Origin of the sequence: Luteolibacter rhizosphaerae, assembly GCF_025950095.1 — a bacterium.
In the GTDB taxonomy this organism is placed as follows: domain Bacteria; phylum Verrucomicrobiota; class Verrucomicrobiia; order Verrucomicrobiales; family Akkermansiaceae; genus Haloferula; species Haloferula rhizosphaerae.
This window is the reverse complement of record NZ_JAPDDR010000011.1, coordinates 118,012-140,254: the sequence shown is the minus strand read 5'-3', so window position 1 is coordinate 140,254 and position 22,243 is coordinate 118,012. Positions and strand designations below refer to the sequence as shown.

The window sequence follows — 22,243 nt, the reverse complement described above, 5'->3', positions numbered from 1 at the left end:
AGGGACCGGGCCAGCGGTTGGCGCATCAAGCAATGGAGATCACCTTAGATGCAGAGGCAGGTGGTCGGATGTCCCAGTAGGCTTCAGCCTCTTTTCTCGTGCGGGTGTTCTTGTAGTAGCGATCGAAGGTCTTGAAGTCCTCGTGGCCCATGTTCGCGACGATCTTCTCGCGCGAGCCTGCTTCGCCGCGGTGGAGCCCTTCCCAATAGCTGCCGTAGCTGTGGCGCGTGATGTCGTGGCCCCAAATCACCAGCGGCTTCCATGTCGCTTCGTTCGAGAGCTTCGCGCCCGGTGTCGTGTAGCCGCCGTAGATCAGTCTGCGGCGACGCTTCTTGAAGTTGCTTGGAATGATAGAGCCCTTCTTCCTCATGAACGGTTGCATCCAGGCACGCAACGCATCCTCGATCGGCACGTAGCGATGGGGCAGGTGATTGGTCTTCGTGATGCCGACCTTCAGGTGTCCTTCCTTCCAATCGTAGTGTTCGAAGCGAAGCTCTTTCGCCTCCGAGTCCGGCCGCACTCCTGCGAAGTAGCAGGTCGCGAAGTACGGCACCAGTTCGCGATCGTGCTCCCATGCCGCGAGCAGAAGCTTCAGCACGTCTTCCGGGCTCGATACCGGCACCGCTCTCTTCACTCGCTCCTTCGCGCCGACAAGGTTCTCGAGCGGGTTCACCTGGAAGACTTTCTTCGCGAGCGATAGCTCGAAGAGAGAACGCACCATGCCCAACTGTTGGTTGTAGGTCTCGGAGCTCGGCTTGATCTCTTCCGCCCAAGCTGCCATCCACGCGCGCCAGAACTCCTCGTTCATGTGCGAGATCGTTTCGTCTTCGAGATCCAGCAGCCGGCGGCGGAACGGCTTCCATCGCTTGCCGAGGTATTGGTCGGACCAGTTCTTCCGGTTGTCCGATACAAAGGCATTCAGCAGCACCGAGAGCTTCGGAGACTTCGCGCCTTTCTCCAACTCCGCGAACTTTTCCGTGCAGAAATGATCGAAGCCCCGGAAGCCATACTCGATGGCGAGCTCCTCCCACTTCACCGCGGCTTCCATGAGCCCAGGCTTGATGCCCTTGGCTTTCTCTCTGAAGTGCTCGCGGCCCGCTTTCAGCCGGCGAGCGTACTCCTTGGCCTCGTCTTCGGCTCCTCTATCGAAGAATACCCGCTCCCGCTTACCCGACGCGGATATCGTAGCGGACACGTTAACCACCCACTTACCGCGGGTGTTATCATAGTAAGGTGCAAGCTTGGGGGATCGGGGCACGGACAAGCAATGAGTCGCAAACGAGCCCGAATGCGAGGAGTTTTCGGGCACTAATGGGCACTATTTGGACACAAACCCAAGCACGAAAAAGCCCGCCGAAGCGGGCTAAATCGTTGAAAGAGAGATGGTGCGCGATACTGGTATCGAACCAGTGACCCCCACCGTGTCAAGGTGGTGCTCTACCACTGAGCTAACCGCGCGTTTTTTTTGTGTCCCGCCTCGGGCGGGGCGGGAGAATGGGCGGCGCTTCCCGCGGATGCAACCCCTTTTTTTCGATCCCGGGATTCTCTTCCGCTGCGGGGTGGGGGAGCCGCCGTGGAGCCCGCAGATCCAAGGGATTGCGAGGGTCGATCCGGGGAAACAAAAAGGGCGGGGAGCCGAAACTCCCCGCCGTTTGAGACAGTTGGACTCAACACGAGCAGACGGTCAGGCCGCTGCTGTAGCTGAGATTGAAACCTTAGCCTTTTTTCGCGGCCTTCTTGGCAGCCTTCTTGGCGGCCTTCTTTGCCGGAGCGGCTTTCTTGGCGGCCTTCTTGGCAGGTGCCTTCTTCGCAGCCTTCTTCGCCGGAGCCTTCTTGGCGGCCTTCTTGGCAGCCTTCTTCGCTACGGTCTTCTTGGCGGCTTTCTTGGCAGCCTTCTTGGCGGACTTCGCAGGTGCCTTCTTGGCAGTCTTCTTAGCGGCCTTCTTCGCTACCTTCTTCGCTACCTTCTTGGCAGCCTTCTTTGCCGGAGCGGCCTTCTTGGCGGCCTTCTTCGCAGGTGCCTTCTTGGCGACCTTCTTGGCAGGTGCCTTCTTGGCAGCCTTCTTCGCTGTTTTCTTTGCAGCCATGGCTTTGTGTCGTTTGAGTTCGCGTTCGATGTTGGTTTTCTCATCCGGCGTTAACGTGCCGGCGGAGAGTAGTGCGAGGATCGCCTCACCGAGACGGCCCCCGAAAGCGTTGGTAAGAAAATCGTGCGCTGCACGTTGGACAATCGTGTCCTGGGGATACGCGGCTTCGTAGACATGCGCCCGTCCGACGCGCACCCGCTTCACCAGCTTCTTGCGCTCGAGACTCTGCAGGACGGACAGTACCGTGGTGTAGGCCCGGTCCTTCCCGTCGGGGAGGAACTCAAGTACGGCGGTTACCGTAGATGGACCTTCATGCCACAATACCGACAGTGCTTGCAGCTCGAGATTGGAGGGTTGTGTGACTCTCGCCATGATCGTTGTGATCGCCGGATTGGTGTCACCATAAAGCTAGTAGTTCATAAATCCGTCAAGTTCAAATTGACGGATTTTTCGGAACACTTAAATAAATTACGAGGCTCCTCCGCGCGTCGTTTTCTTATCTACGATGTACGTCGTAGTTAAAGGGAGGCTCTCACTTCTCCTCCAGCTTCGGTCGCTTCGCCTCCGGAGCGAGCTTGGAAAGCGCTTCCCACAAGGCATCTTCGGATGGGTGACCGTTGAAGAGCACCTTTCCTTCGGCGGAGATGAGAGCCATCGCGGGCACGCTCTGGATGCGCAGTGTGCGCGAGATCGTGTCCGTTTCGCGATCGATCAACCATGCACCCGGAGGCTTCGCACCGAGCGCGCCGGCGATCTTTTTCGCGTCCGCCACCGCTTGTTCCTCGCTGTCGGCCATCAGCGAGACGACCGCGATGCCGTGCTTCTCGAGCTCCAGCGCGGTCACTTTGAAGTCCGGCATGCTGGTCTCGCACTCGCGGCTCCACGGTGACCAGAAGTGGAAGAGCATGCCCTTCTTCTTCTCCATGAGCTTCGAGAGCAGCACCGGTTCGCCGCCTTGGATCGATGCGAGCTTCGCGGTGAAGTCCACCGTCACCGAGCGCATCGCATCCTCCATGCGCAGGCGGTCGATGTGCGGCGCGAAGGCGGTGCCTTGCCGCGGGCTCAGCCAGAAGGCTTCCGTGATGTGCTTCTTGAAGCCGTCGCGATCGCTCTTCTGCAGTGCGGCGATGGCCTGCACGTATTCCACCACGGCCAGCCAGTCCTCCTGCACGCCGAAGATCTCGGACTCCTCGATCTTGAAAGTCTCCTTGCGTTGGAGGAACTGCGGCAGCATCGCCGCCAGCCTTGCATCGTCGCGGCGATCGACGTGATAGAGGAAGGTGGCTTCCAGGATCGCCTGGTCGCCCACGCCCACTTCCTTCGCCTGCTTGGCCGCCTTCTCGAAGGCGGCCACATCGCCGCGCTCGGACATCATCCGCTCGAGCGCGGCACGTTTCGGCGGCATCCCGGCGTAGGGATCATCCTCCGCGGCTCCTTCGTGGCCTTCATGCGCGAGCGCGGCCGTGGCGATGACGAGCGGCGCGATGAAGCGGAGCAGCGCGGAGGATTTCATAGGTAGTGGATTCAGGGAATGCGGAGCTTGGCACCGAGGACGACGGTGTCGGAGGACATGCCGTTCGCCTTCTTGATGGCGGCCACGGTGGTGCCGTTCTTGCGGGCGATGCTGCTGAGCGTGTCGCCGCGCACCACCACGTAGGTCTTGCCGCCGCCGCCGGCGCTTGCAGCCGGGCGTGCGACCGGGCCGGAGGAGCCGGGGATCGCGAGCGTCTTGCCGAGCACCACGGTATCGCTGGTCATGCCGTTCGCCTGCTTGATCGCGGCGGCGGTGGTGCCGTACTTGCGGGCGATCGCGCCGAGCGTGTCGCCGCGTACCACGGTGTGGCTGGTGCTGGCGGCTGCGGCGGCGCGTGGAGCTGCGGGTGCGGAAGGCTCCGGAGTGTGGGGAGCGGGCGTGGTGGTGTTCGATTCGTAGGCGGCTTGACCGTAGGTCGGGTTCTCCGCGGCGGGCGGATTCACCGGTTGGTACGGCACGGACTCGCCCGAGCCGCCGTCCGGCACGCCGTAGGGATTCGAGGTATCGTAGCCGGCTTCACCACCGGTGTCGTAGTTCTCATCGCCACCGCCCTTCTTGAACATCGAGCAAGACGGCAGGGCGAAGGCGAGTGCGGCAAGTGCGAGGTAGCGTGTGGAAGTCATGGATTTGGTGTGCAGGGATTTAGCAGGAACCGGCGGGACAGGTAGCTCCGGCGCTTCGCTATGAAAACGAGGCCGTGTCCTCGCTTCGTTCAAATCCTCTTGCGCCCCGCGGTCAATCGCGGAAACGGAAGAACTTGCGCGCGGTCGCGCTGGTTTCAACCGCAAGTTGTTCCAAGTCGACCCCGCGATGCGATGCGAGATGCTCCGCCACGTGCCGTACATAGGCAGGCTCGTTGCGCTTCCCGCGGTGCGGCATCGGCGCGAGGTAGGGCGAGTCCGTTTCCAGCATGAAGCTCTCCGCAGGCAGTGCCAGCGCGGTGGCCAGCACGTCCGCCGCGTTCTTGAAAGTGGCCACGCCGCCGAAGGATACCAGCCCGCCGAGCGCGATCACCTCGCGCGCATTCGCTTCCGGCCCGATGAAGCAGTGGAAGACCGCGCGCACTTGCCCGGCATGTCTCTTGTAGATCGCCAGCGCATCCTGGAAGGAAGCATCGCCGCTGCTATCGCGCGTGTGGATCACCACGTTCAGCCCGCATTCCGCCGCGAGTTGGAAGTGCTGCTCCAGGAAATCCCGCTGGCGCTGGCGATAGGCCTCCGTCTCCCAGCCCTCCGGAGCGGGGTGATAGTAATCGAGCCCGGTCTCGCCGATCCCGCACACCCGCGGGTCCGCGGCATGCGGCCGCAGTTGCTCGACCGCATCGTCCGGCGCTTCGTGAACCTCGCAGGGATGGATGCCGATGCAGACCGACACTTCCGGATGTGCCGCGGCGATCGCGAGATTCGCATCCAAGTCATCCAGCCCGGTCACCAGGCTCACCATCTTCGTCACGCCTGCCGCCTGCGCGCGGGCGATCAGTTCTGGGACTTCCGCGGTGGAGAACTTGTGGCTCGCGAGGTGGCAGTGGGAATCGGTGATCACGGAGAGGCTCAGTCGTGCAGGTAGGTCTTCGGCCGGTAGGCCAGCGCGAAGGGCACGAAGACAATCGCGGTGCCGAGCATGAGCCAAGTGAAGAATTGGAAGTAGTCCTGGCCCTCCAGCTTCGTCTGCCCGCCGGAGAAGGTCTCGCTGCTATAGAGTGTTTCCGTGGTGGCTTTCTCTTCCGGGATGCCGAGCTCCTTCTTGCGGCGCTCCAGCCAGGTATCGCCGGTGCCGGCCGCCTCCGGCTTCTTCACCGTCACGATCACGCCTTGGTTCCACTGGTTGTTTGCCTTCTTCTCCGGGCCATCGCTCATCAGGCGGAAGTGGGTGGAGTCGATGATCTTGTATTGGATCGGATTGCCCCAGGGGTCCTTGCCCAGCGTGCGGGGCGCATCCTCGGCCGGCAGCTTGTCGCCGCTCGCGCGTGCTTCCGCTTCGATCGTGGCGGCGGCGCTGGCATAGGCGGCCTGCCCCGGGATCTCCAGCGTGTCCGGCTTGCCGGAGGTGAGGTGCTGGATGAAATCGTCATCCGTGCCGGTCTGGCCGTCGAAGCCCGGCAGCACGACATTGCGCGGCGAGTCCTTCCAATCGGCGGGAAGGCTCTTGATCGCGGTGGTGAGCTGCGCACTCGCGGCGCTCGGGATCTGGATGTAGTGATTGATCTTCGCCGTCACCAGATTGCCTGCCCACACCGCCATGTAGAAGAGCGCCACCACCCAGGACTTCATCGTCTTGGGTGCCTGCGTGTAGGCGAACTCCAGGCCCACGATCGAGACCATGACCTCCGAGGCGGTGATGATTATGAAGCAGGCGATCTGCCAGCGCACCGAGGGGCTTTCGCCCGCATCGATCCGGCCCTGCACCCAGCCCACCAGCCAGAAGGAGATCGCCATCAGGAAGAGGCCGATCGCCAGCTTGCGCAGCGGCGTCAGCTTGAAGACGCGGTCGACCGCCGGATAGATCAGGTAATTGAAGAGTGGGATGTAGAGCAGGATCAGGATCGGATTCACCGCCTGCACCGCGGAGGCCTCGAACTTCCAATCCAAGAAAGGCAGCGGCTGCAGGTCGAGCTGCTGCGCCTGAAGCACCCAGGAGGAGCCGGTCTGATCGTAGAGGCCCCAGAAGACGGCGATGAAGAGGAAGAGCGGGATCAGCTTGCCCAGCGCCACCAGGCCATCGCGGGAGAAGGCCTCATCGAAAAAGCGCGAACGGGCCGGCGGGATGTGCACGAACTTGTTCCGGCCCAGCCAGAACATCAGCGTGGCGATCGCCATCAGCACGCCGGGCACGCCGAAGGCCCAGTGCGGGCCGTGCTTCACCAGCAGCCAGGGGGTGAGCGCGGTCGAGAAGAAGGAGCCGAAGTTGATCGAGAAGTAGAACCAATTGTAGATTCGCGTCAGCAGGTGCTGGTTGTTCTTCCCGAATTGGTCGCCCACGTGGGCCGCCACGCAGGATTTGATCCCCCCCGCGCCGATGCAGATGAAGATGAGACCGGCGATCATCCAGGTCACGGCATCCCCGGTGGTGCCCATCAGCGCCAGGCAGCCGTGGCCGATGCAGTAGGCGAGGGAGAGCCAGAAGATCGTGCTGTATTTACCGATGAAGATATCCGCGATCAGCGCGCCGATGAGGGGCGTGAAGTAAACCCAGCCGGTGAAGTTGTGGTAGTACACCATCGCCTCCGCCTTCGACATGCCCTTCAACTCCGCGCCATCCATCAGGTGCAGGTACTGCACCATGAATACCACCAGGATCGTCCGCATCCCGTAGAAGGAGAAGCGCTCCGCCGCTTCGTTGCCGATGATGTAGGGGATGCCGGGCGGCATCTTGTCGGTGTCGATGGCGGAGGTGCGGTAGGTGGACATGATGGTTTTATCAGGACGGGAGACCGGAGCTTGGCGCGGAAGCTAGGGAGCTGTGTCCGCGCCGTAAAGCACGGGAATCAACCCGGGAAATGACACGGAGCCGCGCGGTAAGCAGGAGCCGGGCCGGGGATTGGTTTTTGGTGGGCTTGGTTCCATCGCGGCGCAGCCGCCTTGGACTGCGTGCAGCCTGCTGCCGCTTTCGCGAACGCAGCCTGCTGCGGCGCAAGGGTGGATGCCCTTCACATTCTCGATCATCCCTAGCCCCGATGTGCCGTGCCTCCACACCAAGCGAGCTCCGAGTAGTCCTACACCTCTCCGGAGAGAAGCCCGCAACTCGCCCTACGGCTTCACGGCAGCAGGCTGCGCCTGCCTACCTCACCACCTCACCGCCGCCGCAGCCCAGGTCAGGCCGGCACCGAAGACCACCATCACGACATTGTCGCCGCGCTTGATCAGCCCGGAGCGGTTCGCCTCATCCAGCGCGATGGCCACTGCCGCCGCGGAGGTATTGCCATACTTCTCCAGATTCACGAAGACCCGCTCCTGCGGCACCGCCAGACGGTCCGCGATCGCATCGATGATCCGCAGGTTCGCCTGATGCGGCACCACCAGCGCGATGTCTTCCGGCTTCAGGCCGGCGCGCTCGATCACCTTCTCGGCGGATTCCTTCATGCGGTTCACCGCGTGCTTGAAGACTTCCTTGCCCATCATCGTCAGCGCGGCCAGGTGCTGGCCCACGTTCTCCTTCGTGATCGGGCAGGCCGAGCCACCGCCGGGAATATTCAGCAGGTGGGTCAGGCGACCGTCCGTGCCCATCTCCGTGGCCAGGATCGAGCCCTCCTCCGGCTCCGCACGACGCAGCACTGCCGCGCCCGCGCCATCGCCGAAGAGCACGCAGGTGGTGCGGTCATCCCAATTGACGAAGGTGGAAAGCTTTTCCGCGCCGATGATCAGCGCGTTCGAGAAAGCGCCGTCGGAGATCAGCCGCTTGGCGATCTTCATCGCGTAGAGGAAGCCCGAGCAGGCCGCCGAAATGTCGAAGGCTACCGCGCCCAGCGCCCCGATCTGCTGCTGCACGTAGCAAGCCGTCGCAGGGGTCAGGGTGTCCGGCGTGATCGTGGCCACGATGATGAGTTCCACCTCGTCCGCCGTGATGCCCGCCTGCTCCAGCGCCTTCATCCCGGCCTTGGCCGCCATGTGGGAGGTGAATTCGCCCTCCGCCGCGATCCGCCGCTCGCGGATGCCCGTGCGGCTGAGGATCCACTCGTCCGAGGTATCCACGATTTTGGCGAGGTCCTCGTTGGTCAGGATCTTTTCCGGCACGTAGCTCCCGGTCCCGGCAATGCAGACCTGGTGCGAAGAAGGCGAGTCGCTCATGAACGGGCGGACTGTGAAAACCCCCCGGCAGGGTGGCAAGTGTCAAAGGTGGGGAGGGGGGGAGATGTCGCAGGGGGCCGGGACCCGGGGCCCGGGCCCTCCATTTGCCCCCCGAGCTTCCTCATGGCATGGGAAGCGGGGATTGAAAGCCGGGCCCCGCCATGCTAGCTTCCCGCGTTCCATGAGCACATTGGCCGAAATCGAAGCCGCGATCGAGAAGCTGCGTCCGGAGGAGTTCTCCGAACTCGCCGCTTGGATGGACGCGCGCCGGGGCGAGCGCGAGATCCCGGCTAGCAGGGTCCGCGAGGCGATGGACAAGGTCTTCGACCACCACGCGCCACTCCTTGATAAGCTCGCCCGCTAGTCGCGATGGCGGAGGAACCCTTTTTCCTGAGCTTGGACCACGTCGAGGCGATCCACCGTCGATCTTTGGCGGAGCATGGCGGTGCCGCAGGAATCGCGGATCCCGGCGGCCTCGAATCTGCGGCGATGCAGGCACGCAATGTTTATCATTACCTCCGAGGCGACCTGTTCGAGATTGCTGCCGCGTATGCCTTCCACATCGCCGAGGCCCAAGCCTGCATCGATGGCAACAAACGGACTGCCGCCGCTAGTGCCCTGATCTTCTTGGAGTGCAATGGTGTCGATACCACCCGAATCGACCCTATGAAGCTTTACCAACCGATGATCGATATCTCCGCCCATCGCCTCGACCGGGCCGGGATGGCGAAGGTAATGCGGGAACTCTTTAGCTGAGCCCACGGTTCTAGAGCGTCGGCACCTCTTTTTTCTCGAATGGCTCCTCCACCTTCAGTTTGTCGGACACCACCTCGCCATGCTCCGTCACGGTCTCGCGGACGATGCAGCCGGTAGAAAGAGCGGCGAGAGCGAGAAGGAGGGCGTAGCAGACAGGTTTCATGGGTGACGATGCTGGCAGCTTGCGGCGGGCGATGGAAGCACTGGCTTCTGTTCCGCTCATCAAGTCCCGGCAGGGACGGCCGAGATTAGCCGGTAGCGTGAGCCACCGGAAAGGAAGGACAGGATCACCGAGTCCCGGAGGGACGACACGGAGTTCACCAGAGGAAGCGTTCGTCATATGCCACGCCCGCCTTCTTCAAGAATTCGAGATACTCGTCCTGAAACCCGCGCGTGCGATGATGCTCCTCTTGGTTCGCGATGTAGTTCGCCACCGACTCGCAATTCCCCGGGCTTACGGTGAATGCCCCGTAGCCCTCCTGCCACGCAAACTTTTCCATCCCGATCTCTTCGTGGACCCACTTCGAGGAGTTGGCTTTGATCGCCCGGATCAAGTCGGACAATGCGACTGTTGCCGGCAATCCCAAGAGGAGATGCACATGGTCCGCCACGCCTCCCACGGATTCCGGGACAACACCTGCATTCTTTGCCAAGCCCCCGATGTAAGAGTGGAAGCGATCCCTCCATTCCGGGGAGATTTGTGGCATCCGATCCTTCGTGCTGAAGACCACGTGGAAATGTAGTGAAAGATGGGTCGAAGGCATCGAGGCGGGTGAATGAGAAATAGTGGATCGACAGGAATCGAGTCAATCTGTCCCGTTTAGCCCAGCTGTGACGCGAGCCGGTCGATGCGGAAGGGGATTGGGGACCGCTTTCCTAACGTGGCTCCGTGTCGTCCCTCCGGGACTCAATGATTCAGCCCTTCCTTTCCGGTGGCTCACGCCACCGGCTAATATCTTCCGCCCCTGCCGGGGCTTCTGATGCCACCCCGTAGTAGCAAGAGGCCCTCATAAAATCCGAAGCGACCCTCGCGATGCCCCGTAGGCCCGCGAGGGTCGCTTCCTCCGCACACGCTACCAGAGCGCTGCGGACTATCCCGCCGGGGGAAAAGCGAAAGGCAGCACGTAGCTCACGGCCATCGGGATGACCGACTTGTGGCTCTCGCCGGAGAACACTTTCATCTCCGTCTTCAGCCCCCTGTCGGACAAGGCACCGAGACGCCAGGAAAGCTCGCGGGTGTTATCCACCATCTTCCGCCGCGTGACCTTCAGGCGATGCTCCTCGCGCTCGCTCTCCGGCCAGGCGTGTTCGATCTGCGTGAGCGATTGCTCCAGTTCGCCCACGGTCATCACCAGCTTCGCGTTCACCGGCTTGCCCGCCAGCTTCTCCGTGAAGGCTTTCTCCTCCTCCAAGATGTAGCGGTTGTTCCACCAGATCGAGGGGCTGGAGGCGATGTAGGTCTGGAAGGCCTCCGGTCGTGTGAAAAGCACGTGCAGCGCGAAGAGCCCGCCATAGCCATTCCCCATCAGCGTCTGCTGCTGCGGGTCCGGCGTGTAGCGCTTCGTGATCAGCGGGCGCAGCTCGTCGTTCAGGAACTTGTAGAACTCCTCCGCACCGCCACCGGGGCGCGGCGGGTAGGGCTTGCCATTCACATAGGTCTCCGGCGGGCCGAGCGGTGCATCCAGCGTGTAGTCGAAGTCGCGCCGCGACTCGCCGTTGTAGCCGATGCCCACCACGATGCCGGGCACAATGCCGTTGTGCTTTGAGAGCTTCCCCGTGCCTGCCTGCAGGCGCAGCACGCTGGTCACCACCGGGAAGAGATCGTCGCCATCCAGCAGGTAGGTGATCGCGTGGCCGCCTTCCGGTGCCTTGCCCTCAGGCAGGGAGACCATGATGCGGTATTCCTTACCCGCGGCGGACTTCAGGGTGAATTCCTCGCTTCGCGCGAGTTCGTAGGGCTTCACCACCGGCTCCTCCGCGGCATGCAGCAGCGGGGTGGTGGAGAGCAGGAGAAGCGGGATGAGATGTCGGATCATTACCAGTGATAGCTCAGGTTCAGGTTCAGCGCACGGCCCGGACCGTAGTTCGCGGAGATGTTGGTCTCGGCCTTCGCCACGTAGACCTTGTCGGCCAGATTCGTGCCGGTCAGCGCGATGCGTGCGCCTTCCAGCGCACCGGAGAGCTTGCCCAGATCGTAGCGGATGCCCGCATCGATCAGCGTGTAGGAAGGGATGCGGTAGGTGTTCGCATTGTCGCCGAAGCGGTCGCCCACGTAGCGCACGCCGGTGCCGATGCCGAGGCCTTCGAGGGGGCCGCCTTGGAAGGTGTAGTCCACCCACATCGAGCCGGTGTTCGAGGGCACGTTCATGAAGTCGTTGCCCTGGTTGCCGTCGTTGTTCCGCAGGATCTCGGACTCCATGAAGGTCCAGCCGCCGGTCACGGCCAGTCCTTCCGTCAGCGCGACCTTCGCTTCCAGCTCGATGCCGCGGAGCTCGATCTCGCCGGTCTGCGTCTGGAAGAGCGGATCGTTCGGATCCAGCGTCAGCACATTCTCCTGGTTCAACTGGAAAGCGGAAGCGGTGAAGAGCGCGTTGAAATTCTTCGGCTGGTACTTCACACCGATCTCCACCTGCTCGCCCTCGGAGGGATCGAAGGGAACGTCATTCGCATCCGTGCCGGCCACCGGCTCAAAGGAGGTGGCATAGCTCGCATAGGGCGCGATGCCGTTATCGAAGAGGTAGAGCAGGCCCGCGCGACCGGTATCCGCGTGGCTGCTGGTGCGGCTCACTGCATTGGTCAGGGTATTGTGCAGCTCGATGTCCGAGCTATCGCGCCGCCCGCCGAGCGTGAGATGCCAGCCGCCCCACTTGAGCTGGTCCTGGATGTAGATGCCGTGCTGGCTCTCTACCGTGTCCTGCCCCACCTGCGCGGTGAAGGGGCCGGTCACGCCGGTGTAGATCGGCAGGAAGATATTGATCGGCGTCGTCGTGCGGCCGGTGCGCAGGTGCGTCCAGCCGGTGCGGAGGTAATCGAAGCCGCCGATGAGCGTGTGCTCGATCGGTCCGGTGCTGAAGTCCGCCTGCAGCCGCGAGTCGATCGTGAAGTTGTGCGCATCGCCGATGCCCCGCACGGCGCGGCGGGTCCACACTCCGGCGGCATTCGGCAGCAGCGCCGCCCCGCGGGTGCCGCCCACCACCCCTTCGTAGAAGGTGCTGTTATCGGAGAAGCGCGCATTCTGGACGAAGCTCAGGTGCTCGTTGAAGCGGTGCTTCAGCTCGTAGCCCAGCGACCATTGGTCCCGCTCGTAGGTGTTGTGAGTCGGCTCGCCCAGGAAGTTCTCGCGGCGGATGTAGCCAAGCGGCGCAGGGTAGAGCGTGCCCGCCACCGGCAGGAATTGGAAGGTCGAGCCGCCGCGGTCCTCTTGATACGCTGCCAGGACGGTGAGCGAGGTGTCCTCGCTGATGTTCCAGGTGAAGGAGGGCGCGATGAACTTGCGCTCCAAGTCGGTGTGATCGATCTGCGAGCCGCCATCGCGATAGAGGCCGGCGATGCGGTAGAGGAACTGGCCATCGCCATCGATCGGGCCGCTGATATCCGCCGCCGCCTGCCAGGTATCGAAGCTGCCGTACTGGGTGGAGACCATCCCGCGATGCTCCGCGGTCGGGCGCTTGCTGGTCATGTTCACCAAGCCACCCGGCGCCACCTGGCCGAAGAGCACGGCGGAGGGACCCTTCAGCACCTCGATGCTTTCCAGCCCGAAGATATCGAACTGCGTGCGCGTCCACTGGCCGCCGGCCGGCACTCGCAGGCCGTCGCGATACATGTTGGTGGAAGTACTGCCCGCATCGTAGCCGCGGATCAGGATGTCGTCGAAACGGCTGTCCTCGCCGCCCACGCCGATCACCACGCCGGGCGTGTAGCCCAAGGCCTCCGCCACGCTCTGCGCCCCGCGGCGCTCGATCTCCGCCCGGCTCACCACGGACACGGATTGCGGCGTTTCAATCAGCGGGGTGTCTGTTTTTGTCGGTGCTTCCGCAATTTGTGCGACCGCGCCGCGATCGTCCCGGGCCTTCACCACGATCTCTTTGAGAGCATCGGGTTCGGTGGATTGGGCCAGTAGGGGGGCGGTGATGAAGGAAGCTGCTAGGATTGAGGGGATTAGGGGGAGCGGGTCGCGCAGGGGCATCGGTAATTTCTGTTAGAGTCGCGCAGCCCCGGAGAAGAGCGTGCGGCACCCTAACGAGTTCCCCTCTGGAATCTTGGGAGAAATTGAGGTTTGAAACGCGGATTGACGGTCAATTGCCATCCCGGGAGCGCGGAGCCTCCGGCCCGCAGAAGGAGCCCTTGCTGCGTATCCCTACTGAGGAGCTCGAGATCGCCTCAAGGGCCTGGGAGTAGACGAAGTTCGAGGTAGCTTCTGCGGGCCGGAGGCTCCGCGCTCCCGGGCGCTGGCGCGTCAGCCGATTCCTCTAAGGGCGCTACTCGCATCACCCAGCTCCTTCGCCTTTACCCCGGCCTTGTCGAGCATGCCCAGCCACAGCGAGCACAGCGGGGTGCCTTCATCATAGACTTCGTGAGTGCCGTTGTTCAGGCCGAGCTTCGAGCCCCCGGCGATGACGATCGGCACGTTCTTCGGATCGTGCGCGTTGCCGTCGCGGATCGGTGAGCCGAAGGCGACCATCGAGCGCTCCAGCAGGTTGCCGTCGCCCTCCTTGATCTCCTTCATGCGGTCCAACATGTAGCTATACTGCTCCACGTGCCAGCGGTTGATCTTCTCGTACTGGTCCAGCTTGCCGGGATCGTTGCTGTGGTGGGAGAGATCGTGGTGGCCGCCGTTCACGCCTTCCAGGAAGGAGAAGTTCCGGCCGGTCACGTCGTTGCCGAACATGAAGGAAGATACCCGCGTGGAGTCCGACCAGAAGGCCAGCACCATCAGGTCCATCATGATCCGGCAGTGCTCGCCGTGGTCGAAGCGCGGGCGGGAGTTCAGCTCCTCCTCGCGGGTCGCCTTGCCCATGCCTTTCGAGATCCGCTTGTCGAGTTCGTCCAGCTTTTTGAGCAGCTCCGGCGGCAGGTTCTCACCCGCTCCGAGCGATGCGGCTTCCGCCTCGATCCGGCGCTCCACCTCGCGGATGGACTCCAGATACTGCTCCAGCTTGTTCTTGTCCGCCTGGCCGAGCTTCGCCTGCAGGCGCTTGGCATCCGTGCTCACCAGATCCAGCACCGACTTGTCATCGGCGGCCTGCTTCTCGCCACCCTTCGAGCGGCTGCGGAAGAGGCGGTCGAAGGCCACGCGCGGGTTGATCTCGCAGGGTAGGGGCACGGTCGAGGTCTTCCACGAGATGTGCGAGGCGTAGAGCCGCGTGTAATTCACGTTCGTGTCGATGCCGGTGGCCACCGGCTCCGTGCCGAGCTCCAGCGAAGGCAGCTTGGTATCGCGGCCCAGATGCTGCGCGGCGATCTGGTCCATCGAGATCCCGCCCGCGGCGATGTCCGATCCGGTGGTCTTGGTGATCGTGGTGCCGGTCAGCCAGCCGCCGGTCTTCACATAGTGGCCGTCGCCGGTGAAGGAGGCCTTGTTCTGCAGGCCGGTCAGCACCAGCAGGTCCTGCTTGTGCTTCTCCAGCGGCGAGAGGATGGGGGAAAGCTTGAATCCCTTGCCCTTGCCTTCCGGCGTCCAGCGATCCGCGCGCACGCCGTTCGGCATATAGAGCAGCGCGATCCGCACCGGCAGCGAGGCCGATGAACCCGCCGCCATCAGCGGCCGCATCGCATCAAGGAAAGGCAGCGCGAGCGTGGCCCCCGCACCGCGGAGAAAGCTGCGGCGCGGCATCAGCCACTTCTGGGATTGGATATTGGCCATGATGAATAGGGTTATGAACTCAAATCTCAGCGATGCGATGCTTCCTGCGGAAACGAAGGTAAGTGATCTGTTCGATCACACAATGGACCATGGAAGCGACGAAGACCAATCCTGACGCGAGGCGAATCACTCCCATTCCTGTCCATTCGATGCGTCCGTTCCCGTCGATCAAGCAGAGCGCCAAGACCGCTATGAACAACGCCGTGCCCACCCAAGTCTGGAGCAGGAGAGCCGCTCCGGTGACAAGCAGCAGGCCTCCGATCCACAAGGCCTCGGCCACGGGTTGGATCGCCCATGCGTAGCCGATAAACGCGCTCCCGACAGCCAGACACAGCATGCCCGGTCCCGTGAACTCGGGATGCCGCAGCGGTCGCAGGAGGTGGCGTCTTAGCGGGATCATCTCTTCGCGCTGCGGTTCTGGAAGGGGTGGGACTCGACGATCGCCAGGATCAGCGACTGCATCTTCAGGTCATCCTTGCGGAGCTTGCCGACGAGGTCGCTCACGACCGGCTCATCGTAATACTCCAGCGGCCGGCCTAGCGAATAGGCTAGCATCTTGCGGGCGAGGTTTCGAAGGAAAAGCTCGTCCGATCCCTGCAGCAACTTCTTCAGCTCCGCCGGGGTGGAGAAGCTGATGCCGCCCTCCATGGTCGCCTTCGAGTCGATCGGCGCACCGTTCGCGTCGGTCGTGCGCCAGCGGCCGATCGCATCGAAGTTCTCCAAGCCGAAGCCCAGCGGATCGATCTTCGCGTGGCAGCCGGCGCAGCTCGCCTTCTGCCGGTGCAATTCCAACGTCTCGCGGAAGGACAGTCCCTGCGGCGACTTGTCATCGCCGGGCAGCACGCCTGCATCCGGTGGCGGCGGGGGAGGGGGCGTGCCGAGCAGGTTGTCCAGGATCCACTTGCCGCGCTTCACCGGGCTGGTGCGCAGCGGCAGCGAGGTGGCCGTGAGGATGGAGGCTTGGCCGATCACGCCACCGCGGTTCGCATCGGTGAGCGACACCTTTTGCATCTGCGATCCGCTCACGCCGCCGATGCCATAGTGTTTCGCCAATTCGTCGTTCGCGAAGGTGTAGTCGGCATGGATCAAGTCGCTCACCGGGCGGTTCGCCTGGATCAGGTGATTGAAGAACTCCACCGACTCGCGATACATCGCCACGCGCAGGCTCTGGGTGAAGGTGGGGAAGCGCTTCGGATCCGGCTCCGCCACCTCGCGCAGTTCCTCGAAGCCCAGCCACTGCCCGGCGAAGTGCCGCGCCAGCGTCTCCGAGCGCTTGTCGGCCAGCATGCGCAGCGTCTCCGCGCGCAGCACCGCAGGATCGGAGATCTTGCCCTCGCTCGCCAGCTTCAGCAGCGGCTTGTCGGGCATCGAGGCCCAGAGGAAATAGGAGAGCCGGGTGGCCAGCTCGAAGTCGTTCACCTTCCACTCTGCCTTGCCCGCTTGATCGTCCTCCATGCGGAACAGGAAGGCGGGGTGCAGCAGCAGCGATTGCAGCGGCGGGCGCAGCGCATCCTCATAGGCGGCACCTTCCGAGAGCTTCTTGCCGAAGACCGCGAGCAGCGGCGCGAGATCCTCATCCGTCACACGTCGGCGGAAGGCCAGCGAGGCATGCGTGAGCAGCACCGTGCGTGCCGCTTGTTCCGGCGTCGTCTTGTCGCCCGGCTTCGCCAGGATCACCCGCTCGCGCTTCTTCGGGTCCTCGTAGATCGCCGTGATGATCCGCTTCGATGCGGACAGGTATTTCTCCATCAGCGAGGGCTGCACGAAGAGCGCATCGCCCACGTTGTCGAATCCCTCGCCGCCCGCGCCATCCGAGGGGAAGTCCTTCCCGGGTTGGAAATCGATGCCGAAGAGATCACGGACGGTGTTGTTATACTCGTTCCGGTTCAGCCGGCGCACGGTGGTGCGCCCCGGATTGCGCGGGAAGCTGCCGCTCTCCAGCTTCTTCAGCACGCCGCGGATCTCATCGACCAGCGCGGCGCGTTCCTCCGGGGTGGGCAGTAAGTCCTCGTCATCCGGCGGCATGTCGCCGTCCTCCACCTGCTTCGCGATGTTTTCGAGGAAGCGGTGCTGCTTGAAGGCCGCCTCCTGCGAGGTCAGGTGATGCACCTCGATCCCGCCCTTCTGCTTCTTCTCGCCGTGGCAGTCGTAGCAATATCTTGAGAGCAAGGGCGTGGCCTTGTCTGAAAACGAATCCGCCGCACCCGGCAGGGCGCTGGCAAGGCTCAGGAGAATGACGCGGGAATACGACACGAGGCGACCCTAAAACGTCCCGAAACTGCGCGGACTTTCAATGTTTTGAACGTGCAGCGTGATCTTCAGTGCCAATGGGGCGGAAGATAACTGCCTCACTCCCGCTTCGCCCGAAAATAGCGCTTCCCGTGTTCCTTCAAGCTGTAGAGGCGGCTGGCCAGGACCCCGCTGCCGCTGATCCCCCTCTCGATGGTGGTCCAAGTTTCGAGGTCTTCGGACGCCTCGATCCGGTAGCTCGCGCCGCGTCCAAGGCAGCGAGCTCGACCGAGTCTATGCAGACACCGCGCACCGCGCGATGTGGATTTGATCCAGCTTCCCTTGCTCGAAGAAGAAGAGAACCACGATCCACTGCAAACTTAAATTGAGCGGGTGGTATTCGCTGTAGATGCGATACGAGGTATAAGGCCTGTTGAGCAGGTTTTCCGGGAGATCCTTGGCGATTCCACCCTCGTCGAAGACCTTTGTGTCTTCGGAGGCATGTGCTTCTTGAAGAACTCTTTGGCATCGCCTTCCGCGGTCCCCAGTGGGATCAGCTTGAGAATCCTCGCCTCCAACTGCTTGTTCTCCGTCTCCCAAGACAGGTCCTTACGAAGTTCCGAGCCCGCCGGAAGATCGTTCGTCCGGATCACCGGACCACCGGCCGACACCTGCGCGGCGAGGACCCAGAAACCTGCTGCAATGGGGAGGAGTCTTTTCACAATCGAATGAATACTCGCGTCGTCCGCTTCGGTCAGCAAGCACCGCCTTCAGCCCAATGCCGTTAAGGGCTGGTAGACCCCATTTACCACGGATTATACGGATTTAGAGGATTGGACGGATTCAAAGACAGGATCTGAAGGATCTCGAATGGGAGTCTCTTTGCGCGGAGCCAACACAGCCTCATCCGCGTAATCCGCTAGATCCGTATAATCCGTATAATCCGTGGTCAATTTGTCCGAAGCTCCTTACGGACTGCTCTTCAAAAATGAGTCCTTAACGGCATTAGCCTTCAGCCGATCCATTAACTGCTGGTCCCCTGTCTGTGAACTCACTCATGCCTTTGCCTCGCTGGCAGCCTCTTTCCAGTCGGAGGTGTGGCGATGGCGGGAAAGACCGATGTGATCAAATTCGTCGAGCCCTTCCGGCGCGAAGATCCCGATGGACCGCAAAGCACGGTTGATAGCCCGCTCTTCGGCAGAGGGGGTGGCGAGCAGCCTGCCCTCCTTGAAGGCAGCTGCCGCCTGACCACCTTCCCCGCCGAAATACTCCGTTTCGACGTAGGCGAGAGCCCCGAGGCCCGAGAGCTCGATCATGAAGTCCCTCAGACTTGGAGAAAGGTAATTAAACCCGTCTAGGACCGTGCTGAAATCCAGACCCAGATTGTCGAGATCATCGTCATCCAACGGCACCAGATGCCAACCCTTCCCCAAGTCCACAGCTGCCAGCGAGTGATTCTCGCGGAGATAGGCGGAGATGTTCTGATTCGCAATGAGGGCTGTAACGCAGTGACCCATATCGACACCAAGAGCATCGATGGTTCCCTATCCGGATCAAGTCCGTGGAAAGGACAGGGGGGAGCCTCCTGCCGGTGCCCTTACCGGATCGGACGTTTCCGGCCCGCGTCATCCACGCTCACATAGGTGATGCCCGTGCTGAAGATCGGCGGGGCGTGGAGATTCCGGCGGTCGAAGACGTCCACGCGATAGCTCACGGAGGTATTCCCCTCGCGCTGCTTCTCGCAACGGATGTTCAGGATCGTGCCCTGCCGCACGGAGTAGTGGAACTCCACCTTGTCCATGCCGATGGTGACGAACTGGCAGTGCGGGTAATCCAGCGAGGCGGCGATCCAGCAGGCTTCATCGACCCATGCTAGCAGCCGCCCGCCGAAGAGGAACCCGAAGTGGTTCAGGTCCTCCGGCAGGACGAGTCGATGGGTTTCCATGAGGAGCGGAGAGCTCGGAGCTTGGAGCTTGGAGCTTGGAGCTTGGAGCGGAGAGAAAGAGGCTGAAGCCAAGAACTCTATCTCCATGCTCTCTGCTCCTTGCTCATCGCTCACCGCCTGCGGCGGCGCTTGTCGTCGTTGTGGAGCGCGGCATCCAGCGACCATTGGCCGCCGCCGGTGATGATCAGCACGAAGGCCGGGATGAGGTAGAGCACCGCCATCTCCTTGGCCGCGCCGCCCTTCGAGAAGAAGGGATCCAGCGCATGCACCTGGAAGGCTGCCACGCACATCGCGAAGCCGAGGATGAAGGCCGCCGGGCGGGTCATCAGGCCGAGCACGAGCAGGGCCGAGGCGAAGACCTCCGCGCCGATGGTGGCCATCAAGCTCATCGGCGCGCTCATCGTGCTGAGCGGCCAGATCGCCGGGGTCACATTCCACATCTTCAGCATCTCCGGGTAGTTCTGCCACTTCACGATGCCGTGGCCGAACAGCATCATGAGCCCGAAGCTCGCGCGCAGGACGAGGAGACCGGTGGAGGCAAGGGGATCGCGGGTGCCGCAGTCGAAAAGGAAGCGTTTCATTCGGAAGTGGTGCTCTCGCCCTCGCCCTCCGCCGGGCCGGAGCCGCGGGGGCGGATGATGATGCGCTTCAGCCGCTCGTCGCCGCCGGGCGAAACGCTCTCCACTTCCGTCTCATCCACCAGCGCGTTGTGCACCAGGCGGCGGTAGTAGGCGTTCAGCGGACGCATCTTGAAAGGTTTGCCGCTGGCCTTCACCGCTTCCGCCGCGCCGCGCACTTCGGCGGCGAGCTTGTCCTCCTGGATCGCGCGGTAGTGTTCGCAGTCGATCCGCACGCGGGGCGCTTTCGGGAAGTGTTTCTTTAGCACCCGGTTCACCAGGTACTGCAGGTCGTCCAGCCGTTCCCCGTCCTTGCCGATGAGTAGCTCGCTGCGGGGGGTATGGATCTGGAGGCACGGCTCGTCGTCACTGTCGATGACCTCGATTTCCGGGTGGAAACCGAGGTGACCCAGCATCGTGTCGAGTATCTTCTTCGCGGCCCCGACGGGTGTCATGGCCCCTATCTAACGAGCGAAGAGCCCGCTGGTCAATGTCGGCGCTCAATTTGCACTCCATACCGCACCGACTTGGGTAGCAATGGCCGCGAGCCGCGCTTTTTCATCCGCGCTGAAATCATGAGGCGCATGCATGCCCACGCCCAGCGTGCCGAGCACACGCTCACCATCCGGGGCGAAAACCGGCACCGCGAGCGATCCGGAGACTTGGGTCTGGCGGGCATCCGGCCGGGCCACATCGCCCAGGTCCTCCTGCAGGTTGCAGAGCTCCACCGGCTCCCGGCGCTCCGCCGCGGCCCCGGCGATGCCCTTGCCGAAGGGGATGCGGCTGATCTTCGGCAGCAGGAAATCCGGCACGCCCTTCGCCACCACCAGATCGAGGAACCCGCCGTCCGCCTTGTGCAGGGTGCCGGTCTGGCAGTTGAAGGCGGCGAGGACATCATCGAGCCATGCGGCCGGGTCCGGACTGGTCTGGAAGTCGAGGCTCATGCCGTCTTTCTCGCCCCGGCTCGCCGGGAGACAAGGAAATCTTCCCTGAGAAAGGAAGGTCAGACCGCCCGAAAAGGCGACAAGACGGAATCCGCACTTTCCTCCCATCGTGCCGCTCCCGGTCCAAACGCGGCAGCCTTGTTTACACAGGGAATCCTTGCTTGTCCCCGGGCCTCAGCGGAGGATGGGAGGAACCTAGGATGAGGACGGGATTTGGCATTTACACCGATCCCTAACCGGTTCCACCCTTCAACCCCGTTTGAGCAACCCATGAAAACCAAGCCTTTGATGACGCTGATGGCCGCCGCCGCCCTTACTGGAGCCGCCCAAATTGGAACCGCTTCCGCTGAGAAAATCGCCATGGAATCCTTCGGAAAAACCCCGGATGGCAAAGAGGCCAAGGTCTATACGCTGACCAACAAAAACGGCCTGCGCGCCAAGCTTTCCGACCTCGGTGCCACGCTGGTGGCCATGGAAGTGCCGGACAAGGCCGGCAAGGTCGCCGACGTGACCCACGGCTTCGACAGCGCCGAGGGCTATCTCTCCGAGGGCAATCCCTACTTCGGCGCCACGGTCGGCCGCTTCGGCAACCGCATCGCGAAGGGCGTCTTCTCCCTGAACGGCAAGGAATACACCCTGGCCACGAACAACGAGCCCGGCGGCATCCCCTGTCACCTCCACGGCGGCAAGGTCGGCTTCAACAAGCGCATGTGGAAGGCCGAGCCCGATGAGAAGGCGAATGCCGTGGCCTTCACCTACGTCTCTCCGGATGGCGAGGAAGGCTATCCCGGCACCCTGACCACCAAGGTGACCTACACCCTCACCGAGGCCAACGAGCTGAAGTGGGAAGTCTCCGCCACCACCGACGCGCCGACGGTGCTCAATATCGTGCACCACAGCTACTGGAACCTCAGCGGCGACCCGAAGACCACGATCAACGACCACATCCTGATGCTGGATGCGGACAAGTATCTGCCGACCGACGCGGGCCTGATCCCGACCGGCAAGCTGGACCCGGTGAAGGACACGCCGATGGATTTCACCAAGCCGACCGCGATCGGTGACCGCGTGGAAACCAAGTTCGAAGCGCTCAAGCTCGGCGGCGGTTACGACCACGCCTGGGTGCTCACGCCGAAGAAGGGCATCCGCCTGGCTGCCCGCCTGAAGGATCCGAAGAGCGGCCGCGTCTTGGAGATCTCCACCGACAAGCCCGCCGTGCAATTCTACGGCGGCAACTTCCTGGACGGCAAGGTGGCCGGCAAGAAGGGCGAGAAATACGCCTTCCGCACCGCCTGCTGCCTGGAAACCGAGAACTTCCCGGACGCTCCGAACCATCCCGAGTTCCCCTCCGCCGTGCTGAAGCCCGGCGAGACCTACACTCACACGATGGTCCACAAGTTCCTGGCTGAATAAGCCCTCGATCCGATTCATCCGCGTGCGCCTTCCTCCCGGGAGGCGCACGCACTCGTCTCTTGATAGGAAGC

The 22,243-nt window shown here is 62.8% G+C and carries 22 protein-coding genes and 1 tRNA gene; 3 read left to right on the top strand and 20 right to left on the bottom strand.

What is annotated here, in order from left to right:
• Positions 1-25: 25 nt before the first annotated feature.
• The 8 genes from OJ996_RS20410 to OJ996_RS20375 all read right to left on the bottom strand — a co-directional run bounded on the left by OJ996_RS20410 (position 26) and on the right by OJ996_RS20375 (position 8,405).
• Positions 26-1,048, bottom strand: coding sequence for a tyrosine-type recombinase/integrase (locus tag OJ996_RS20410; RefSeq protein WP_264515526.1), 1,023 nt, complete (start codon positions 1,046-1,048; stop codon positions 26-28).
• A gap of 335 nt (positions 1,049-1,383) precedes the next feature.
• Positions 1,384-1,458, bottom strand: a tRNA-Val gene (locus OJ996_RS20405).
• A 257-nt stretch (positions 1,459-1,715) separates the two neighbouring features.
• Positions 1,716-2,459, bottom strand: coding sequence for a BlaI/MecI/CopY family transcriptional regulator (locus tag OJ996_RS20400; protein WP_264515524.1), 744 nt, complete (start codon positions 2,457-2,459; stop codon positions 1,716-1,718).
• 160 nt (positions 2,460-2,619) lie between these two features.
• Positions 2,620-3,600 (bottom strand): TlpA family protein disulfide reductase, encoded by a 981-nt coding sequence (locus OJ996_RS20395; protein ID WP_264515523.1) that lies wholly within the window; start codon positions 3,598-3,600, stop codon positions 2,620-2,622.
• Between the two features lie 11 nt (positions 3,601-3,611).
• Positions 3,612-4,244 (bottom strand): LysM peptidoglycan-binding domain-containing protein, encoded by a 633-nt coding sequence (locus OJ996_RS20390; RefSeq protein WP_264515522.1) that lies wholly within the window; start codon positions 4,242-4,244, stop codon positions 3,612-3,614.
• A 112-nt stretch (positions 4,245-4,356) separates the two neighbouring features.
• On the bottom strand, positions 4,357-5,163 hold the full coding sequence (locus OJ996_RS20385; RefSeq protein ID WP_264515521.1) for a TatD family hydrolase: 807 nt from the start codon (positions 5,161-5,163) through the stop codon (positions 4,357-4,359).
• An 8-nt stretch (positions 5,164-5,171) separates the two neighbouring features.
• On the bottom strand, positions 5,172-7,028 hold the full coding sequence (locus OJ996_RS20380) for a POT family MFS transporter (RefSeq protein ID WP_264515520.1): 1,857 nt from the start codon (positions 7,026-7,028) through the stop codon (positions 5,172-5,174).
• 375 nt (positions 7,029-7,403) lie between these two features.
• The gene (locus OJ996_RS20375) at positions 7,404-8,405 is read right to left on the bottom strand and encodes a beta-ketoacyl-ACP synthase III (protein WP_264515519.1); all 1,002 of its coding nucleotides are present in this window, start codon (positions 8,403-8,405) and stop codon (positions 7,404-7,406) included.
• A gap of 181 nt (positions 8,406-8,586) precedes the next feature.
• Between OJ996_RS20375 and OJ996_RS20370 the strand changes: the two genes are divergently transcribed.
• Both OJ996_RS20370 and OJ996_RS20365 read left to right on the top strand, forming a co-directional pair.
• On the top strand, positions 8,587-8,769 hold the full coding sequence (locus OJ996_RS20370; RefSeq protein ID WP_264515518.1) for a hypothetical protein: 183 nt from the start codon (positions 8,587-8,589) through the stop codon (positions 8,767-8,769).
• A 5-nt stretch (positions 8,770-8,774) separates the two neighbouring features.
• The gene (locus OJ996_RS20365; RefSeq protein ID WP_264515517.1) at positions 8,775-9,161 is read left to right on the top strand and encodes a type II toxin-antitoxin system death-on-curing family toxin; all 387 of its coding nucleotides are present in this window, start codon (positions 8,775-8,777) and stop codon (positions 9,159-9,161) included.
• A gap of 10 nt (positions 9,162-9,171) precedes the next feature.
• Here OJ996_RS20365 and OJ996_RS20360 read toward each other — a convergent pair whose 3' ends face one another.
• The 12 genes from OJ996_RS20360 to OJ996_RS20305 form a co-directional block, all read right to left on the bottom strand.
• Positions 9,172-9,324, bottom strand: a complete 153-nt coding sequence (locus OJ996_RS20360) for a hypothetical protein (RefSeq protein WP_264515516.1) — start codon at positions 9,322-9,324, stop codon at positions 9,172-9,174.
• Positions 9,325-9,478: 154 nt separating this feature from the next.
• Positions 9,479-9,925, bottom strand: a complete 447-nt coding sequence (gene tnpA / locus OJ996_RS20355) for an IS200/IS605 family transposase (protein WP_264515515.1) — start codon at positions 9,923-9,925, stop codon at positions 9,479-9,481.
• Positions 9,926-10,252: 327 nt separating this feature from the next.
• Complete coding sequence (locus OJ996_RS20350; protein ID WP_264515514.1) at positions 10,253-11,197, bottom strand: alpha/beta hydrolase; 945 nt, start codon at positions 11,195-11,197, stop codon at positions 10,253-10,255.
• The gene (locus tag OJ996_RS20345) at positions 11,197-13,347 is read right to left on the bottom strand and encodes a TonB-dependent siderophore receptor (RefSeq protein WP_264515513.1); all 2,151 of its coding nucleotides are present in this window, start codon (positions 13,345-13,347) and stop codon (positions 11,197-11,199) included. Before OJ996_RS20345 ends, OJ996_RS20350 begins: the two co-directional genes overlap by 1 nt.
• 270 nt (positions 13,348-13,617) lie before the next feature.
• Complete coding sequence (locus OJ996_RS20340; protein ID WP_264515512.1) at positions 13,618-15,024, bottom strand: DUF1552 domain-containing protein; 1,407 nt, start codon at positions 15,022-15,024, stop codon at positions 13,618-13,620.
• 19 nt (positions 15,025-15,043) lie between these two features.
• Entirely contained in the window at positions 15,044-15,424 is a 381-nt protein-coding gene (locus OJ996_RS20335) for a hypothetical protein (protein ID WP_264515511.1), read from the bottom strand.
• Positions 15,421-17,277, bottom strand: coding sequence for a DUF1592 domain-containing protein (locus OJ996_RS20330; protein ID WP_264515510.1), 1,857 nt, complete (start codon positions 17,275-17,277; stop codon positions 15,421-15,423). Before OJ996_RS20330 ends, OJ996_RS20335 begins: the two co-directional genes overlap by 4 nt.
• Positions 17,278-18,308: 1,031 nt before the next feature.
• Positions 18,309-18,770 carry a hypothetical protein gene (locus tag OJ996_RS20325; protein ID WP_264515509.1) on the bottom strand — a complete coding sequence of 154 codons (462 nt, stop codon included), beginning with the start codon at positions 18,768-18,770 and terminating at the stop codon, positions 18,309-18,311.
• Between the two features lie 80 nt (positions 18,771-18,850).
• On the bottom strand, positions 18,851-19,198 hold the full coding sequence (locus OJ996_RS20320) for an acyl-CoA thioesterase (protein WP_264515508.1): 348 nt from the start codon (positions 19,196-19,198) through the stop codon (positions 18,851-18,853).
• A gap of 110 nt (positions 19,199-19,308) precedes the next feature.
• Complete coding sequence (locus OJ996_RS20315; RefSeq protein ID WP_264515507.1) at positions 19,309-19,779, bottom strand: DoxX family protein; 471 nt, start codon at positions 19,777-19,779, stop codon at positions 19,309-19,311.
• Positions 19,776-20,270 carry a Jag family protein gene (locus OJ996_RS20310; RefSeq protein WP_264515506.1) on the bottom strand — a complete coding sequence of 165 codons (495 nt, stop codon included), beginning with the start codon at positions 20,268-20,270 and terminating at the stop codon, positions 19,776-19,778. Before OJ996_RS20310 ends, OJ996_RS20315 begins: the two co-directional genes overlap by 4 nt.
• Positions 20,271-20,315: 45 nt before the next feature.
• Entirely contained in the window at positions 20,316-20,759 is a 444-nt protein-coding gene (locus OJ996_RS20305; protein WP_264515505.1) for a GAF domain-containing protein, read from the bottom strand.
• Positions 20,760-21,029: 270 nt separating this feature from the next.
• On the opposite strand from OJ996_RS20305, the gene OJ996_RS20300 reads away from it, so the two are divergent.
• Positions 21,030-22,172 (top strand): aldose epimerase family protein, encoded by a 1,143-nt coding sequence (locus OJ996_RS20300; protein WP_264515504.1) that lies wholly within the window; start codon positions 21,030-21,032, stop codon positions 22,170-22,172.
• Positions 22,173-22,243: the final 71 nt, after the last annotated feature.

What these genes read in the sequence shown, in the direction of transcription:
- OJ996_RS20410 (WP_264515526.1), bottom strand. Translation starts at nt 1,048, where the DNA reads ATGGAAGCCGCGGTGAAGTGGGAGGAGCTCGCCATCGAGTATGGCTTC.
- OJ996_RS20400 (WP_264515524.1), bottom strand. Translation starts at nt 2,459, where the DNA reads ATGGCGAGAGTCACACAACCCTCCAATCTCGAGCTGCAAGCACTGTCG.
- OJ996_RS20395 (WP_264515523.1), bottom strand. Translation starts at nt 3,600, where the DNA reads ATGAAATCCTCCGCGCTGCTCCGCTTCATCGCGCCGCTCGTCATCGCC.
- OJ996_RS20390 (WP_264515522.1), bottom strand. Translation starts at nt 4,244, where the DNA reads ATGACTTCCACACGCTACCTCGCACTTGCCGCACTCGCCTTCGCCCTG.
- OJ996_RS20380 (WP_264515520.1), bottom strand. Translation starts at nt 7,028, where the DNA reads ATGTCCACCTACCGCACCTCCGCCATCGACACCGACAAGATGCCGCCC.
- OJ996_RS20375 (WP_264515519.1), bottom strand. Translation starts at nt 8,405, where the DNA reads ATGAGCGACTCGCCTTCTTCGCACCAGGTCTGCATTGCCGGGACCGGG.
- OJ996_RS20370 (WP_264515518.1), top strand. Translation starts at nt 8,587, where the DNA reads ATGAGCACATTGGCCGAAATCGAAGCCGCGATCGAGAAGCTGCGTCCG.
- OJ996_RS20365 (WP_264515517.1), top strand. Translation starts at nt 8,775, where the DNA reads ATGGCGGAGGAACCCTTTTTCCTGAGCTTGGACCACGTCGAGGCGATC.
- OJ996_RS20360 (WP_264515516.1), bottom strand. Translation starts at nt 9,324, where the DNA reads ATGAAACCTGTCTGCTACGCCCTCCTTCTCGCTCTCGCCGCTCTTTCT.
- tnpA (WP_264515515.1), bottom strand. Translation starts at nt 9,925, where the DNA reads ATGCCTTCGACCCATCTTTCACTACATTTCCACGTGGTCTTCAGCACG.
- OJ996_RS20350 (WP_264515514.1), bottom strand. Translation starts at nt 11,197, where the DNA reads ATGATCCGACATCTCATCCCGCTTCTCCTGCTCTCCACCACCCCGCTG.
- OJ996_RS20345 (WP_264515513.1), bottom strand. Translation starts at nt 13,347, where the DNA reads ATGCCCCTGCGCGACCCGCTCCCCCTAATCCCCTCAATCCTAGCAGCT.
- OJ996_RS20340 (WP_264515512.1), bottom strand. Translation starts at nt 15,024, where the DNA reads ATGGCCAATATCCAATCCCAGAAGTGGCTGATGCCGCGCCGCAGCTTT.
- OJ996_RS20335 (WP_264515511.1), bottom strand. Translation starts at nt 15,424, where the DNA reads ATGATCCCGCTAAGACGCCACCTCCTGCGACCGCTGCGGCATCCCGAG.
- OJ996_RS20325 (WP_264515509.1), bottom strand. Translation starts at nt 18,770, where the DNA reads ATGGGTCACTGCGTTACAGCCCTCATTGCGAATCAGAACATCTCCGCC.
- OJ996_RS20320 (WP_264515508.1), bottom strand. Translation starts at nt 19,198, where the DNA reads ATGGAAACCCATCGACTCGTCCTGCCGGAGGACCTGAACCACTTCGGG.
- OJ996_RS20315 (WP_264515507.1), bottom strand. Translation starts at nt 19,779, where the DNA reads ATGAAACGCTTCCTTTTCGACTGCGGCACCCGCGATCCCCTTGCCTCC.
- OJ996_RS20310 (WP_264515506.1), bottom strand. Translation starts at nt 20,270, where the DNA reads ATGACACCCGTCGGGGCCGCGAAGAAGATACTCGACACGATGCTGGGT.
- OJ996_RS20305 (WP_264515505.1), bottom strand. Translation starts at nt 20,759, where the DNA reads ATGAGCCTCGACTTCCAGACCAGTCCGGACCCGGCCGCATGGCTCGAT.
- OJ996_RS20300 (WP_264515504.1), top strand. Translation starts at nt 21,030, where the DNA reads ATGAAAACCAAGCCTTTGATGACGCTGATGGCCGCCGCCGCCCTTACT.